The organism is Mesorhizobium sp. B2-1-3A (assembly GCF_006442655.1).
GTDB lineage: Bacteria > Pseudomonadota > Alphaproteobacteria > Rhizobiales > Rhizobiaceae > Mesorhizobium.
In genome coordinates, this window is the sequence record NZ_VFWK01000005.1 from 104,388 (window position 1) to 117,305 (window position 12,918).

The 12,918-nt window shown below is 63.5% G+C and carries 14 protein-coding genes; 9 read left to right on the plus strand and 5 right to left on the minus strand.

The annotated features are described in order from the left end of the window. The first annotated feature begins 7 nt into the window (after positions 1-7). Positions 8-1,258, plus strand: coding sequence for an NAD(P)/FAD-dependent oxidoreductase (locus FJ977_RS20670; protein WP_246683229.1), 1,251 nt, complete (start codon positions 8-10; stop codon positions 1,256-1,258). A gap of 346 nt (positions 1,259-1,604) precedes the next feature. On the opposite strand, the gene FJ977_RS20675 is transcribed toward FJ977_RS20670, so the two are convergent. Further along, positions 1,605-2,660 carry a LacI family DNA-binding transcriptional regulator gene (locus tag FJ977_RS20675; protein WP_140774065.1) on the minus strand — a complete coding sequence of 352 codons (1,056 nt, stop codon included), beginning with the start codon at positions 2,658-2,660 and terminating at the stop codon, positions 1,605-1,607. Between the two features lie 139 nt (positions 2,661-2,799). On the opposite strand from FJ977_RS20675, the gene FJ977_RS20680 reads away from it, so the two are divergent. Continuing rightward, positions 2,800-3,831: a hydroxyacid dehydrogenase gene (locus FJ977_RS20680; protein WP_140774066.1), complete on the plus strand. Its 1,032-nt coding sequence runs from the start codon at positions 2,800-2,802 to the stop codon at positions 3,829-3,831. 52 nt (positions 3,832-3,883) lie between these two features. On the opposite strand, the gene FJ977_RS20685 is transcribed toward FJ977_RS20680, so the two are convergent. Beyond that, positions 3,884-4,507 carry a TetR/AcrR family transcriptional regulator gene (locus FJ977_RS20685; RefSeq protein WP_140774067.1) on the minus strand — a complete coding sequence of 208 codons (624 nt, stop codon included), beginning with the start codon at positions 4,505-4,507 and terminating at the stop codon, positions 3,884-3,886. A gap of 129 nt (positions 4,508-4,636) precedes the next feature. Here FJ977_RS20685 and FJ977_RS20690 point away from each other — a divergent pair, with 129 nt between their 5' ends. The 4 genes from FJ977_RS20690 (at position 4,637) to FJ977_RS20705 (ending at position 9,397) form a co-directional block, all read left to right on the plus strand. Then, the gene (locus FJ977_RS20690; protein ID WP_140774068.1) at positions 4,637-5,617 is read left to right on the plus strand and encodes an alpha/beta fold hydrolase; all 981 of its coding nucleotides are present in this window, start codon (positions 4,637-4,639) and stop codon (positions 5,615-5,617) included. A gap of 799 nt (positions 5,618-6,416) precedes the next feature. Continuing rightward, positions 6,417-6,632 (plus strand): CsbD family protein, encoded by a 216-nt coding sequence (locus tag FJ977_RS20695; RefSeq protein ID WP_019859538.1) that lies wholly within the window; start codon positions 6,417-6,419, stop codon positions 6,630-6,632. Positions 6,633-6,782: 150 nt separating this feature from the next. Further along, positions 6,783-8,891: a catalase gene (locus FJ977_RS20700; protein ID WP_140774069.1), complete on the plus strand. Its 2,109-nt coding sequence runs from the start codon at positions 6,783-6,785 to the stop codon at positions 8,889-8,891. A gap of 146 nt (positions 8,892-9,037) precedes the next feature. Then, on the plus strand, positions 9,038-9,397 hold the full coding sequence (locus tag FJ977_RS20705) for a low affinity iron permease family protein (protein ID WP_140774070.1): 360 nt from the start codon (positions 9,038-9,040) through the stop codon (positions 9,395-9,397). 119 nt (positions 9,398-9,516) lie between these two features. Here the strand turns inward: FJ977_RS20705 and FJ977_RS20710 are convergent, their stop codons facing one another. Continuing rightward, on the minus strand, positions 9,517-10,326 hold the full coding sequence (locus tag FJ977_RS20710; protein ID WP_140774071.1) for an SDR family NAD(P)-dependent oxidoreductase: 810 nt from the start codon (positions 10,324-10,326) through the stop codon (positions 9,517-9,519). A 47-nt stretch (positions 10,327-10,373) separates the two neighbouring features. On the opposite strand from FJ977_RS20710, the gene FJ977_RS20715 reads away from it, so the two are divergent. After that, entirely contained in the window at positions 10,374-10,763 is a 390-nt protein-coding gene (locus FJ977_RS20715) for a helix-turn-helix domain-containing protein (protein ID WP_140774072.1), read from the plus strand. A gap of 61 nt (positions 10,764-10,824) precedes the next feature. On the opposite strand, the gene FJ977_RS20720 is transcribed toward FJ977_RS20715, so the two are convergent. Beyond that, a complete protein-coding gene (locus FJ977_RS20720) occupies positions 10,825-11,211 on the minus strand; it encodes a low affinity iron permease family protein (RefSeq protein WP_140774073.1) in 387 nt (128 codons plus the stop codon). 179 nt (positions 11,212-11,390) lie between these two features. Next, complete coding sequence (locus tag FJ977_RS20725) at positions 11,391-11,585, minus strand: hypothetical protein (protein ID WP_140774074.1); 195 nt, start codon at positions 11,583-11,585, stop codon at positions 11,391-11,393. A gap of 170 nt (positions 11,586-11,755) precedes the next feature. Here FJ977_RS20725 and FJ977_RS20730 point away from each other — a divergent pair, with 170 nt between their 5' ends. Next, positions 11,756-11,947 carry a hypothetical protein gene (locus FJ977_RS20730; protein ID WP_140774075.1) on the plus strand — a complete coding sequence of 64 codons (192 nt, stop codon included), beginning with the start codon at positions 11,756-11,758 and terminating at the stop codon, positions 11,945-11,947. Between the two features lie 197 nt (positions 11,948-12,144). Next, positions 12,145-12,888: a helix-turn-helix transcriptional regulator gene (locus tag FJ977_RS20735; protein WP_140774076.1), complete on the plus strand. Its 744-nt coding sequence runs from the start codon at positions 12,145-12,147 to the stop codon at positions 12,886-12,888. Positions 12,889-12,918 lie beyond the last annotated feature (30 nt).

The window sequence follows — 12,918 nt, forward strand, 5'->3', positions numbered from 1 at the left end:
GGTTGATATGGGCCGGAAGATATTTCCACCACAGATTGCGGACACGGAAGATGACCAGCAGAAGGGCAACGACATGACCACCGCCGAGGCTGCCCCGGCCGAAGTCGACGTGGCGATCATTGGCGCCGGAATGGCCGGCACCACCCTGGCAACGCTGTTGGGAAATGCCGGCCGCAAGGTGGCGTTGATCGATCCGCACCGCGTGCATCACGACGAGTTCCGGGCCGAGAAGATCGGCATGCAACAGATGGAGCTGTTCAAGAAGCTCGGCCTCGACAAGATGCTCATGCCTCTCGTCACCCCGTTTACCGACATTCACGTCTTCCGCCTCGGCCAATTCTTCGCATGTGAAAAGAAGTGGGAATACGCATTTTCCTACGGTGCGCTGATCAATGGCCTGCGCGACGCCTTGCCGCCGCAGGTGCCGCTGACGGTCGGCAAGGTAACCGAGGTCTCGACCGGACCGGACCGGCAGCGGCTGGTGCTGGCCGACGGCTCCGTCATCAATGCCCGCCTGCTGGTGGTGGCCACCGGCTACAGCGAGGCGGTGCGGCGCGCCATCGGCGTCGAGCGCATCGAGCTGTCGAAGGCGCATTCGCTCTCGATGGGATTCGATCTCGCCATTTCGCCGCGTGAATTCGCGTATCAGTCCATCAACTGCTTCGGCAAGCGCGCCAAGGACCGTGTCGCCTACATCACCATCTTTCCGATCGGCAACAAGATGCGGGCGAACATGTTCGTCTATCGCACCGTCGCCGAACAATGGACGAGGGACTTTCGCGCCAATCCGCAGAAGATGCTTTGCGAGCTGATGCCCGAAATTTCAGCGCGGTGCGGCAACTTCGAAGTGGCGAGCCCGGTCGAGGTCAGGCAGGTCAACCTGACGACCACGGCGGGCCATCGCCGCGACGGGGTCGTCTTCATTGGCGACGCGTTCTGGACGACATGCCCGACGCCGGGCGTCGGCATCGGGCGGGTCATGATCGATGTCGACCAGCTTCATTCGGTTCATATTCCGCGCTGGCTGGAAACACCGGGCATGGCGGCCGACAAGATCGGCACTTTCTATGACGACCCGGTCAAGGTGGCGTCCGACGAGGGTGGCATGCGTGCGAGCATCTATGCCAAGCGGATCACCACCGAAACCGGGCTGGAATGGCGCGCGCGGCGCCTGCGCAACAACACGGCGCGCCGGCTGATGATCATCAGCCGCAAGGTGCGCCATCTGGGACCGCGGCGGGCGCCCGGCATAGCGTGAGGGGCTTCCCCTTTCCCGCCAAAAGCAAAAAGGCGCGATCGAGCGACCGCGCCTTGCACCTCGCCCCATCGGGCGAAAGCGTCGTTCCGGCCCGCTCAGGGCGGCGGCGGCGGCGTCGAACCTGATGATGGGACCGCCTGGGCCGTGACGGCCGAAAGCCGCTCACGCTTCTGCCAGCTTGGCTTCTCGTATTTCTTCATCGGGTAGGGCCTCCGCGTTGGATACCGCGCCATAAAGAACCGCTTCGGCACGCAGTGTCAATTGTGCCAGGCTTTCACAACCTGCCTGAACGATCCCGTGCGGCTGCATCTCCCGAGCGTGCCCGCCGGCTTCCACGCATGGCGGACTATTGTCGGCCCCCGGAATGCGGGCCGCTGCCTGGCGCGCCAACGGATTCCCGCATCAAGACCCGGCAAGGTTCGAGCCGCGCCGTCGGCGGCCCCTGCTTGCCTTCGATCCTGGCAAACAGGACGTCCATGGCGTGGCCGGCGATCTGGCGCACCGGCTGCACCACGGCGGCGATGGCCGGCCATGTCGCCTGCATCCATTCGGCGTCGTCGAAACCGACGAGCGAAATGTCGTCGGGGCAGTGCCAGCCGCGCCGGCGGAATTCCGACAGCGCCACCAGCGTCCCCTTGAGGAACAGCGAATAGACCGCCGTCGGCCGCTCGCCTTTTGCAAAATAGTCGCGCAACCGTGCCCTGAGCGGCTCGACATCGGTTTCGGCAAGCACGACGTCGATGCGCGCATCCGGCGCCAGTCGCAGCGCGGCGGCTCGAAACCCGTCGAGGCGGGCGCGCACCGTCGCCGCCTGCTCGCCAAGGCCGACCACCAGTACGTGGCGGTGGCCCTTGCCGAGCAGCTCGCGCGCCACTTCGGCGCTGGCCGAGGCACTGTCGGCCGACACCGTGTCGAAGGCATCGTCCGACAGCACGCGGTCGATCAGCACGCCGGTCATGCCGTTGGCTTTCATGAATGCGGCCGCCGGGCCATGCTCGTTGCGCACCGGCGCCAGCACCACGCCGGCGACGCGCCAGTCATGCATGCGGGCCAGGATCTCCGTTTCGCGCGCTTCGGATTCGCGGCTCGACGCCGCCACCAGCGTGTAGCCGCGCTGCTCGGCGAGGCTCTCGAGCTGGGTGAGCATCTGGCCGAAGAACTCGCTTTCGAATTCCGGCATGATGGCGCCGATGATGCGGCGCCTGGCCCGGCGCATGTCGGAGGCCAGCGGATCCACGCGGTAGCCCAATTGCTCGACGGCATCGAAGACGCGTTGCGCATTCTCGCGCTTGACCGTGGTGACACCGGCCATGACCTTGGAGACGGTGGCGGCGGATACGCCGGCCCGGCTCGCCACGTCGTGGATCGACGGACGCCGCAGCTGGTCCTGCCTATGTGCCATGGCTCCTCCTCCCGAGGCGCGGCCAAAGGCATTTTCTTGTCCGCCGGGGACATGAATAATCGATTTTTCCGAGTTGTAAATCGGTTCACGCGAGGTGATTATTGCCGCGAGAGCGCGGGTCGCGCCGGGAGGAATCATCATGTCGAACAAGGATTTGCCGCTGGTGATCAGCGCGCCGGAACCACGCACGCTCGAGCTGATCTTCACGCCGCCGCAGCTGGCGCGCTTCAAGGCGAAATACCGCGTCGTCGAAACCACGGCCGATGGCGTCGCCGGCCTGCCGGCCAATGTGCTGGCGCAGGCCCGCTACATCGTCGGCCAGCCGCCGATCGCGCCCGAAACACTGGACGCCATGCAGGCGCTGCGCTGCGTCTTCAACGTCGAGAGCAACCTCCTCAACAACATGCCTTACGAGGCGCTGTTCGCGCGCGGCATCCATGTCGTCACCACCGGCCTCGTCTTCGCCGAGCCGGTGGCCGAGCTTGGCCTTGCCATGGCGCTGAACCTTGCCCGCGGCATCGTCGACGCCGACCTCGCCTTCCGGCAAGGCAAGGAGTTGTGGGGCGGCGACGGCAATTTGACGGCACGGCTCTTGTCGGGCGCCGATGTCGGCATCGTCGGCTTCGGCGATCTCGGCCGCGCGCTGAACCGCCTGCTGTCGGGCTTCCGCACCCACACAAGGGTCTTCGACCCCTGGCTGCCGCCATCGATCCTGATCGACAATGGCGTCGAGCCGGCCTCGCTCGACGAGGTGCTGTCGCGCAGCGACTTCGTCTTCGTCGTCGCCTCGGTGACCTCCGAGAACCAGGGCTTTCTCGGTGCCGATGCCTTTGCGAAAATGCGCAAGGGCGCTGCCTTCATCCTGCTCAGCCGCGCCGGCGTCGTCGATTTCCCCGCTTTGATGGCGGCGGTGAGAAGCGGCCACATCGTCGCCGCCAGCGATGTCTTTCCTGAAGAACCGCTGGCGCCGGACCATCCGGTGCGCACCTTGCCCGGCTTCCTGCGCTCGGCCCACCGCGCCGGCGCGCTCGACATCGCCTTCAAGCGCATGGGCGACATGGTGCTGGAGGACATGGACCTGATCGACCGCGGCCTGCCGCCGCTGCGCTCCAAGCGGGCGGAGCGCGAGACGGTGTCGAGGATGCGCTCGAAGCCGGTGGACAGGAACTGACGGGAGGGCGGAGAGCGTTTGTACGCCCCGCGATTTCGGCGTCTTGCCGGCTCTAGCGTAAGTATCCCACCACCAGCCGCGTGGCCTCGTCGACCAGTGCCCGCACTGTTTCGCCGCTGAGCTTTTGCGGCCCATGCAGGACCGCCGTGTGGGCCAGTGCCTCGATCGATGTCACCGACACGAAGGCGGCCATGTCGAGATCGGTCGTGCGCAGCTCATCGCCATGGGCTTCGAGATAGGCCCTGAACAAGGCATAGGTCTGGCGGCCGAAGGCTTCGACATCCGCAAGGCGTCCCGTACGCGGGATCTGTTCGGCAAGCACGCGGTGCAGTCTTGGGTCGATCTGGTGTGCCTCGATCGCCACCGCGACCAGTCGGCGCACCGCTTTATCGACCGGCTGTGAAGCGACCTCCGCGAAGGCGGCGGTCACGACCCGCATGATCGCCCGATTGTGGCGATCGATGACGGCTGCCACGAGCGCCTCCTTGCTCGGATAATATTGGTAGAGCGAACCGACGCTGACACCCGCTTCCTCTGCGATCCGGTTGGTGCTGGCCTTGTCGAAACCCTCCTTGACCAGAATGCGAGCAGTCGCCTCGACCAGCGCGTCGACCGTCACGCGCGCCCGCTCCTGAGTGGCGGTCTTCCTGGGTTTGGTGAGCGGTTTTCGCGCCATGGCCTCCGGTCCGAATGCGAGTAGGAGAATGCGAGCAATCGCTCGTATTATAGCTCCGGGCGCCGGCGAATGGCCAGACGCCATGGAGCGTCGGGAGGGCAACCAACCGAATTCGGACAGGACATGGACATGAACATCGCGAAGATAGTTTTGGCGCACGACATCCAGGAGGACGGAAGACCGCCGCAGGCGTCTCCGGACGATGCCGGACCGAGTTGGCAGAGCCGCTGCATCAACGTCCTGCTTGGACTTCTGCCCTTCAAGAAGCGGCTGGCGTCCGCCGCTTCGGTGCGGCGGCATGCGCGCAGGCTTGCCTTGCGGCCGGCTTCCCATGAACCGACAGGGCTCGGCCGTGGCGTGGCGGTGACATCGATGCATGTGGCGGGATGGCCGGTCTACTACACCGCGCCATCCACTGGATTCAGCACCGGCAACATCATCGTCTTCCTGCATGGCGGCGGCTATATCAACGAGATCGTCCGCGCCCATTGGCGCATCGTTGGCATGCTGACCCGCGAAGCCGGCGTGCGCTGCGTGGTGCCGATCTATCCGCTGGCGCCACGCGCCACGGCGAGCGAAGTCGTGCCGGCGACAGGCGCGCTGCTGCGCAAGGTTCTGGAACAGGCTGGGCCTGCACAGGTCACGGTGATCGGCAATTCGGCGGGGGCCGGGCTGGCGCTGGCAGCCGCGCAATGGCTGTGCGATCAGGGATACCCGCAACCGAGCGGCCTGGTGCTGATCTCGCCCGGCGTCAATGCGTTGCTGGATAGTCCCGAGCGGAAGGCAATCGCCGCCGTCGATCCCCTGCTGGATATTCCCGGAACGCTCGAGGGTGCCCGTCTCTATGCCGGCGATCTCGACCCCGCCCATCCCTATGTCAGCCCATTGAACGGCGACTTTCACGGCCTGGCGCCGATGCTCGTTTTCTCCGGCACTCGCGACCTGCTCTACCCCGATAGCATCGAACTCGCCGCGAAGGCGCGGGCGGCGGACGTGCCGGTCGAGCTTCACCTGCGGAAGGGCCAGCCCCACAACTATGCCGGACTGCCCACACCGGAAGGCCGCGAGGCGCGCGCAACCATCCTGCGCGCAGCCCAGGGACTGGGGTGATCCCTTTTCCGAAAGAGAGGAACCCTTTCGCGGCTTTTGCGTTTCCCTCCCGGATCGTCTCCCATTCGATCCACTCCTCCAATCAATACCCCGCCAGGCTTAGGCCGGCGGGGCTTTTTTTGCGCCGTTCGCAGCGAAGAGGTCCTATTGGCCCCGTCTTCTGGTGCCCGGCATTTCGCGCCTTTTGTGGGGTTTTGGCATCAGCATGACCTAAATCATCTGATGCCAGCGGTTTCAGGGACCGAAAAATTTGACATCAACCTTTCCCCCGCGTCACCTGTGCTGGTCAATGTTGAGGCAAGGGGGAATAAAATGAAGAAGAACTATGTGAAGCCTACGCTTCTGAAGCGCCAGAAGCTGTCTTCAGTCACAGCTCAAGCTTGTCCGGTCTCACAGTGCGTGGACTAAACCTACGCCAAGCCGACGCTTTAAGCGTGAGAAACTCTCGGCGGTTACAACAGACACATGCACCTCGATCTGTGTGAATCGAAGGCTCGTAGCAGCGCCGAAGCTGGAGACATGGGCGAGGTCCAGCGACGTCGCGGCCGGAAAATCCGGAATGATCCGCGAGGCCGGAAGAACCGCAGGCTTCTTGTCGTGATGGAACGATCGCCCCGCTGACAGGTTTTGCAAACGGCCGGGCGGTGGGACGCCCGGTCTACTCCAGAAGGCCTGTCACCAGTCGCGTCGGTGGCGGGCCTTTTCGTTTGCCGCGCTCTCCATGGCGTGCGGAACCTTCCCGACAAAGCGACGTTGGTCCTCGCCGGTCAGGCAGACAATTCGCAAAAAGGAACATTCCATGGGAAGCACCAGTGACAAGGCCTCGGGTCTCGCCAATCAGGCTGTAGGCAAGGCCAAGGAAGGCGTCGGCAAGGCCGTGGGCAATGATCGCCTGCGCGCCGAAGGCGCGGCGCAGGAAGCCAAGGGCAAGGTCCAGAAGGCTGTCGGCGACGCCAAGTCCGCCGTCAAGGACGCGACCAACAAGACCGCCGCCGCGATCAACAAGAACCTCTGAGGGCTCTTCCCTCTTGAAGCCCTTGAAGGCCGCCGCGCCAAACGGCGGCCTTCTTCACGTCCGGATTTGAAACCGGCAGGGAACGCATTGCCCTGCCAGAGATTGAGGGACCAGCGCAGCCCGCGCATTGCCCCCTCGAGGATTTCAGTCATGGCCAAGCAAGCATCCAAGCCGGCCGGAACGGCGGCGACCATTCACGATCAGAAACTGCAGCGTGGCGAAGGCGGCGAACTGCACCAGACCGCGTCCGGCGCGACGCCGGTGCTGACCACCGCGCAAGGCGGGCCGGTCTCGGACGACCAGAACTCGCTCAAGATCGGCGCCCGTGGCCCGACAGTGCTCGAAGACTTCCATTTCCGCGAAAAGATCTTCCATTTCGATCACGAGCGCATCCCCGAGCGCGTCGTCCATGCGCGCGGCTATGGCGCCCACGGTTATTTCGAAACCTATGAATCACTGGCCAAATACGCCCGCGCCGACATCTTCCAGCGCGCCGGCGAGAAGACACCGGCTTTCGTGCGCTTCTCCACGGTCGCCGGCAACAAGGGTTCGGCCGACCTTGCCCGCGACGTGCGCGGCTTCGCCGTCAAGCTCTACACCAGGGAAGGCAACTGGGACATTGTCGGCAACAACATGCCGGTGTTCTTCATCCAGGACGCGATCAAGTTTCCCGACCTGATCCACGCCGCGAAGGCCGAGCCCAACAGCGATTTCCCGCAGGCGCAGACCGCGCACGACAATTTCTGGGACTTCATCTCGCTCACGCCCGAAAGCATGCACATGATCATGTGGGCAATGTCCGACCGCGCCATTCCGCGCTCGCTGCGCTTCATGGAAGGGTTCGGCGTCCACACCTTCCGGCTGCTCAACGCCAAGGATGAATCGACCTTCGTGAAATTCCTCTGGAAGCCGAAGCTCGGCCTCCAGTCGGTCGCCTGGAACGAGGCGGTCAAGATCAACGGCGCCGACCCCGACTTCCATCGCCGCGACCTGTGGGACGCCATCCATGCCGGCAATTTCCCGGAATGGGAGCTGCAGCTGCAGCTCTTCGACCAGGCTTTCGCCGACAGTTTCGACTTCGACATCCTCGATCCGACGAAACTCATTCCCGAGGAGGTGCTGCCGCCGATCGCGGTCGGGCGCCTGGTGCTCGATCGCATGCCCGACAATTTCTTCGCCGAGACCGAGCAAGTCGCGTTCATGACGCAGAACGTGCCGCCCGGCGTCGAGTTCTCCAACGATCCCCTGCTGCAGGGCCGGAATTTCTCCTATCTCGACACCCAGATCAAACGGCTGGGCAGCACCAACTTCACCCACATCCCGATCAACGCGCCGAAATGCCCCTTCCACAACTTCCAGCAGGACGGCCACATGGCGATGCGCAACCCGGTCGGGCGCGCCAACTACCAGCCCAACTCATGGGACGAAGGCCCGCGCGAATCCCCGCAAAAGGGTTTTCGTTCCTTTGCCGAGGCCGAAGCCGGACCGAAGGCACGGCTGCGGTCGGAAACCTTCGCCGACCATTACAGCCAGGCGCGCCAGTTCTACATCAGCCAGGACCCCGTGGAGCAAGGCCATATCGCCGCCGCACTGACCTTCGAACTGAGCAAGGTGCAGACGCCTGTCATCCGCGAGCGCGTCGTTTCCCACCTTCTCAACATCGATGACGGGCTGGCCGGCAAGGTGGCGGATGCGCTCGGCCTGAAAGCCATGCCGAAGCCCGCCGATGCGGCGGTGCCGACGCGCAGGGATCTTCCCGCCTCGGATGCGCTCAGCATCCTCAAGAACGGCCCCGGCCGCTTCGAAGGCCGCAAGCTCGGCATCCTGGTGACCGACGGAACGGATGCCGGTTTGCTGAATGCCTTGAAGCAGGCGCTGACCAAAGCCGGCGCCAAGTTCGAGATCATCGCGCCGAAGGTCGGCGGCGCCAAGGCGAGCGACGGCAGCTGGATCGACGCGCAGCAGATGATCGCAGGCGCACCGTCGGTTCTCTACGACGCCATCGCGCTCCTGCCGGCAAAGCCCGCAATGGCCGACCTGCTGAAGGAATCGACCGCCCGAGACTTTGTCGCCGACGCCTTCGCGCACTGCAAGTTCATCGGTTTCGTCGAAGCGGCGGCACCACTGCTGGCGAAGGCGGGCGTGGCCGAGGACGAGGCGGTGATCCCGCTTGCATCGCCCAAGGACGTCGCCGGCTTCGTCGCCAGTCTCGGCGACCTGCGCTTGTGGGCGCGCGAACCGAAGGTGAAGCTGGGCTGAAGCCGATCTTTAGCGACCATCCGCTGGAACCGGCTTCTTTCTCGGACATTACATCAGTCAGTCCGATCGGCGGGTTGCCGATCGGGAAGGAGCCCGCTGCCCTCATCGGGATGGCGGGCTGCTTGCATCCTCAGGCGGAGATTTGGGTGGACAGACCTCTCTATGCCCTCGCCGAGTTCTTCTCCAAGCCGCCGGGCTTCTATGTGATGCTGGGCGCGGCGCTTGTCTGCGCACTGCTCACCAGCGCGACGCTCGGAACCTACATCATCTCCATTTCAGCGATGTGCCTGACAGGCGTGGTCCTGATCCAGAACTACCGCGACACCTCGGCCATACAGGCGAAACTCAACGAGATAATCGTCGCCCTGGACGCCGCCCGCAACGAGGTGGTGGGGCTTGAGCATGCTTCGCCCGCGGCCATCGATGCGGAGCTGAAAAACACAGAGAGCCGGGCCTCGGCCGCGCCCTCACGCGAGACGACGCGGATTGGTACCTCGTCTGCTTGATGCTTGATGCATACGTGGCGTGGTCGTCCATCCGAGCCCAACAGGCCGTAAGCTTCGGAAGCATGTTTGGGGCGCCCGGATCGTGTTGGCCATACGCAAACCGGACATCCCCAAAAGGGCTAAAGTCCCGACCACATCCCTCCGTCAAGTCTCAGGTTCACACCCGTTATGTAGCTGGCGCGCGGACTGACAAGGAATGCGATGGCATCGGCGATCTCCTCGGTTGTTCCGACCCGGCCGATGGGAACATGAGCGAACATTGGCAGTACTTTCTGCTCGATTTGGGTCCACGAGGCATCGGCCGCGATGCCTTGGTTCGAAGCCACCTTTCGGAACGCCTCGTCGAGGCTGACGCTGTGGATCGTTCCAGGTGAAACGGTATTTGCAGTGATTCCATCGATCGCCACCGCCTTTGCGAGCGAGGCAGTCATCGCGATCATGGCCACCTTGGCTGCCGCATAGTCCGGTCTTTTCGACGGTGGCATCAACGCTGCCAGGCTTGAGATGTTGATAATCCTCCCCCATTTCGCCTTGCGCATGGCTGGCAGGAGGCGAGAGGTGACCCTCACAGCCGCAAGGACGTTCCGGTCGTAGCTTGCAGCCCATGTCTCGGGTCGTGTCGTGGACCAGTCTTCCGTTTCGCCGGAGCCGCCTGCATTGTTTACCAAAATCTCGACAGGTTTGACGAAAGCCTGCGCATCCTCGACGAGGCGTTGCACCTGTTCGTCGTTTGTCAGGTCGCCGATGACGGCGTAGGCCCGCCCGCCCTCAACGACGATGTCGTGAGCGACTTCCTCGGTCTTGGTCTTTTTGCGACCATGGACGATGACGATGGCCCCCTCCCGCGCAAGCCCTCTGGCCACCCCTTCGCCGATGCCCTTGCTGCTGCCTGTGACCAGCGCCACCTTGCCGTCGAGTTTCAAATCCATCGTGCAATTCCCATGTTAATATCGGGAATGCATAAGAGGACACGGCGATGAACGAGGCAATTACGCACTTAAAAGTGCCTGTCAAACGAGAGCAGAGAGATGTTTGCCTCGGCCCGAATGGATCTTTCGAGCACGTTACCAGAGTGCTCCGCATGATCAGTGGACGATGGAAGCTGCCGATCCTGTTCCGATTGTTCGCGGAAACTTCGATGCGATCTTCACAATTCATGCGAGATATACCCGACATCTCTCAAAAGATGCTGACGCAGCATCTCAGGGAGTTGGAGAATGATGGACTTGTCGCGAGGCACGATTTCGACGAGCAGCCGCCGCGTGTCGAGTACGGACTGACGAATTCCGGTCGGGGTCTGATGCCTGTCTTGATGTCGGTGAGGGAGTTCTCCCGGCACCATCCGGAAACATCTGGCTCTCCATGATGCCCGGCCAGTGGCGGCTCCTGGCGACCCGGCGCTCCATCCAGGCGTCCGGCTCAATCCACTAGCTCTTCTTCGCTGCCTTCGGTTTCGCCACTTCCTTGGCTTGCTTGGCCTTCTCGCAGATGGCGCGGAATTCCTCCACCTCCCTCTCGGTGAGGTGCTCTATGCCGATGAAGTCGTTCTTGCCCAGGCCAGACCGGATCAGTTCATCCAGCTTGACCTGGATCGCCGCGCCGTCCCTGTTCTGGGTGTTCTGAATGAGAAAAACCATCAGGAAGGTGATGATGGTGGTTCCGGTGTTGATGATGAGCTGCCAGGTTTCGGAGTAGTGGAAGACGGGACCGGTCGCTGCCCAAACCAAAACCGACGCCAGGCACAGGGCGAAGGCCCAAGGTCTGCCGGTGGCACGGGCGACCGCGCCGGCCATGCGGTTGAACGTTTTTTCCATGCAGGAGCTTTCGAAAGGGTTGGAGGGAGCTTTCCCACAACTTCCCCGTCGACCCCCGGTTCCGGGCAATGAGTTCGTTTTCGCCCCATCCCCAGGGACATGCCCCCGGCACGCAAAGCTCGACCGAAGGCGATCGACGTCGACTGACGCCGCGCGGGCATCTCGAAAGCGGCAAAAATCTACTTGCGCACGATCCAGTCCAGGATGTCCGGATCGATCTCGTCGAGTTCGGTCAATTCGCGCGCCAGCACCCGCGCGTGCATGCGCCATTCCCTTTCGGCGATACGATTTTCGACGACTGATTTCCTGAAGGCGCCGCGAAGAATCTCGCAATCCAGCGCTGTTACCGTTTTGCCTGAATGGTCGTCAGCCATTTCAGTCTCCGCGAACGTGGCGGGAGCACCTGAGTTGGCTACCAAGCGTCCGTGTGCCGTGGAAGGCGGACGACCGGCGCGACTGTACGCCTCCATACGGTAATGGCGAGTCAATTCATCATGGGGAACGTTGCAAGCACTTGGTGGTTGTAGCCTGAGGAGGGCTGCCCGTGTCAAACCAACCCAGCGTTGTCGAGACCCTACGGATCGTCAGGGGATTTTTGACCCTCGCGCGAAAGGCGGTCATCGACGCGCACCATGTCGAAGCCATGATCGAGATCGATACGCTGATGCAGGTCGCGCAGGTGGAGACCGACAGGCGCATTGCCGTCCTCGAACGGGCGGCGGCGTCAAAGAGATAGGTGCCGCGCGCGATCCCCGATGGCACGACGCGGGCCCCATGCCTTTTGGACAGTGGCCGGGCCGGTGCAGCCGTCGAACAGTGCAAACGGCCTATTGGCCAAAGGTCCCATTCGCGTCGGCGCGGTGATGTGAGAGAGTGACGAAGTATAAGCAATTGCTTGAATAGTGGTCCGGACGGCTGTCGAGAGGCGGTGTCGTGCCCATCCGCAGGAATCTTGCCGAGAATCTCCGACGGCTGGTGAGCAGCCATGCGTCGGTGGCCGCCGTATGCCGCGGACTGAACATGAACCGCACGCAGTTCGAGCGCTATCTGCAAGGCAAGAGCGTGCCCAACCGGGCGACGGCCAAGCTGATCTGCGACTATTTCCGGATCGACGAGGATGAATTGTACCGCGCGCCGGACGCGCCCGCGCCCGCGGACGCCGGCCTGTCACCGATCCACCAGACGCTTTACGAGAACATGGTGCGCGGCCCGTCCCCCGCCATCGCAGGCGGCATCTATTTCACCTACTTCGCGGTTCCGGACCGGCCCGACCTTGTGATGCGGTCGGTCACCTTCGTGCGGCGCGAGGCCGAGCGCGTGACTTTCAGGCGCGTGACCCGATGGGCCGAAGGCCACCGCCAGGGCGGAGCGCGGGCGCCGGGCTGGCACTATGGCGTGGCGATCTCGCGGCTGAACTGGATCTATTTCGCCGGCATCAACCGCCGCCAGACCGGCGAACCATCGATCGTGGCCGTGCAGTGGGCGCCTTACTCTGAGCCGGTTCTGGTCGGCAACGCCTTCATCCTGACCGCGGTTGGACCGGTCTGTGTAAAGGTCATCATGCGCCAGGAGGTCCGCAGGATCAGCCTGCGGCAGGCGCTGCGCATGTCCGGCGTCGTCAGCCTCGACGACCCGCGCCTCGACCAGCTTGTGGCAAGCCTTGTGCGCGAGGGCTAGAGCAATTCCAGGAAAAATGTGAGCGGTTTT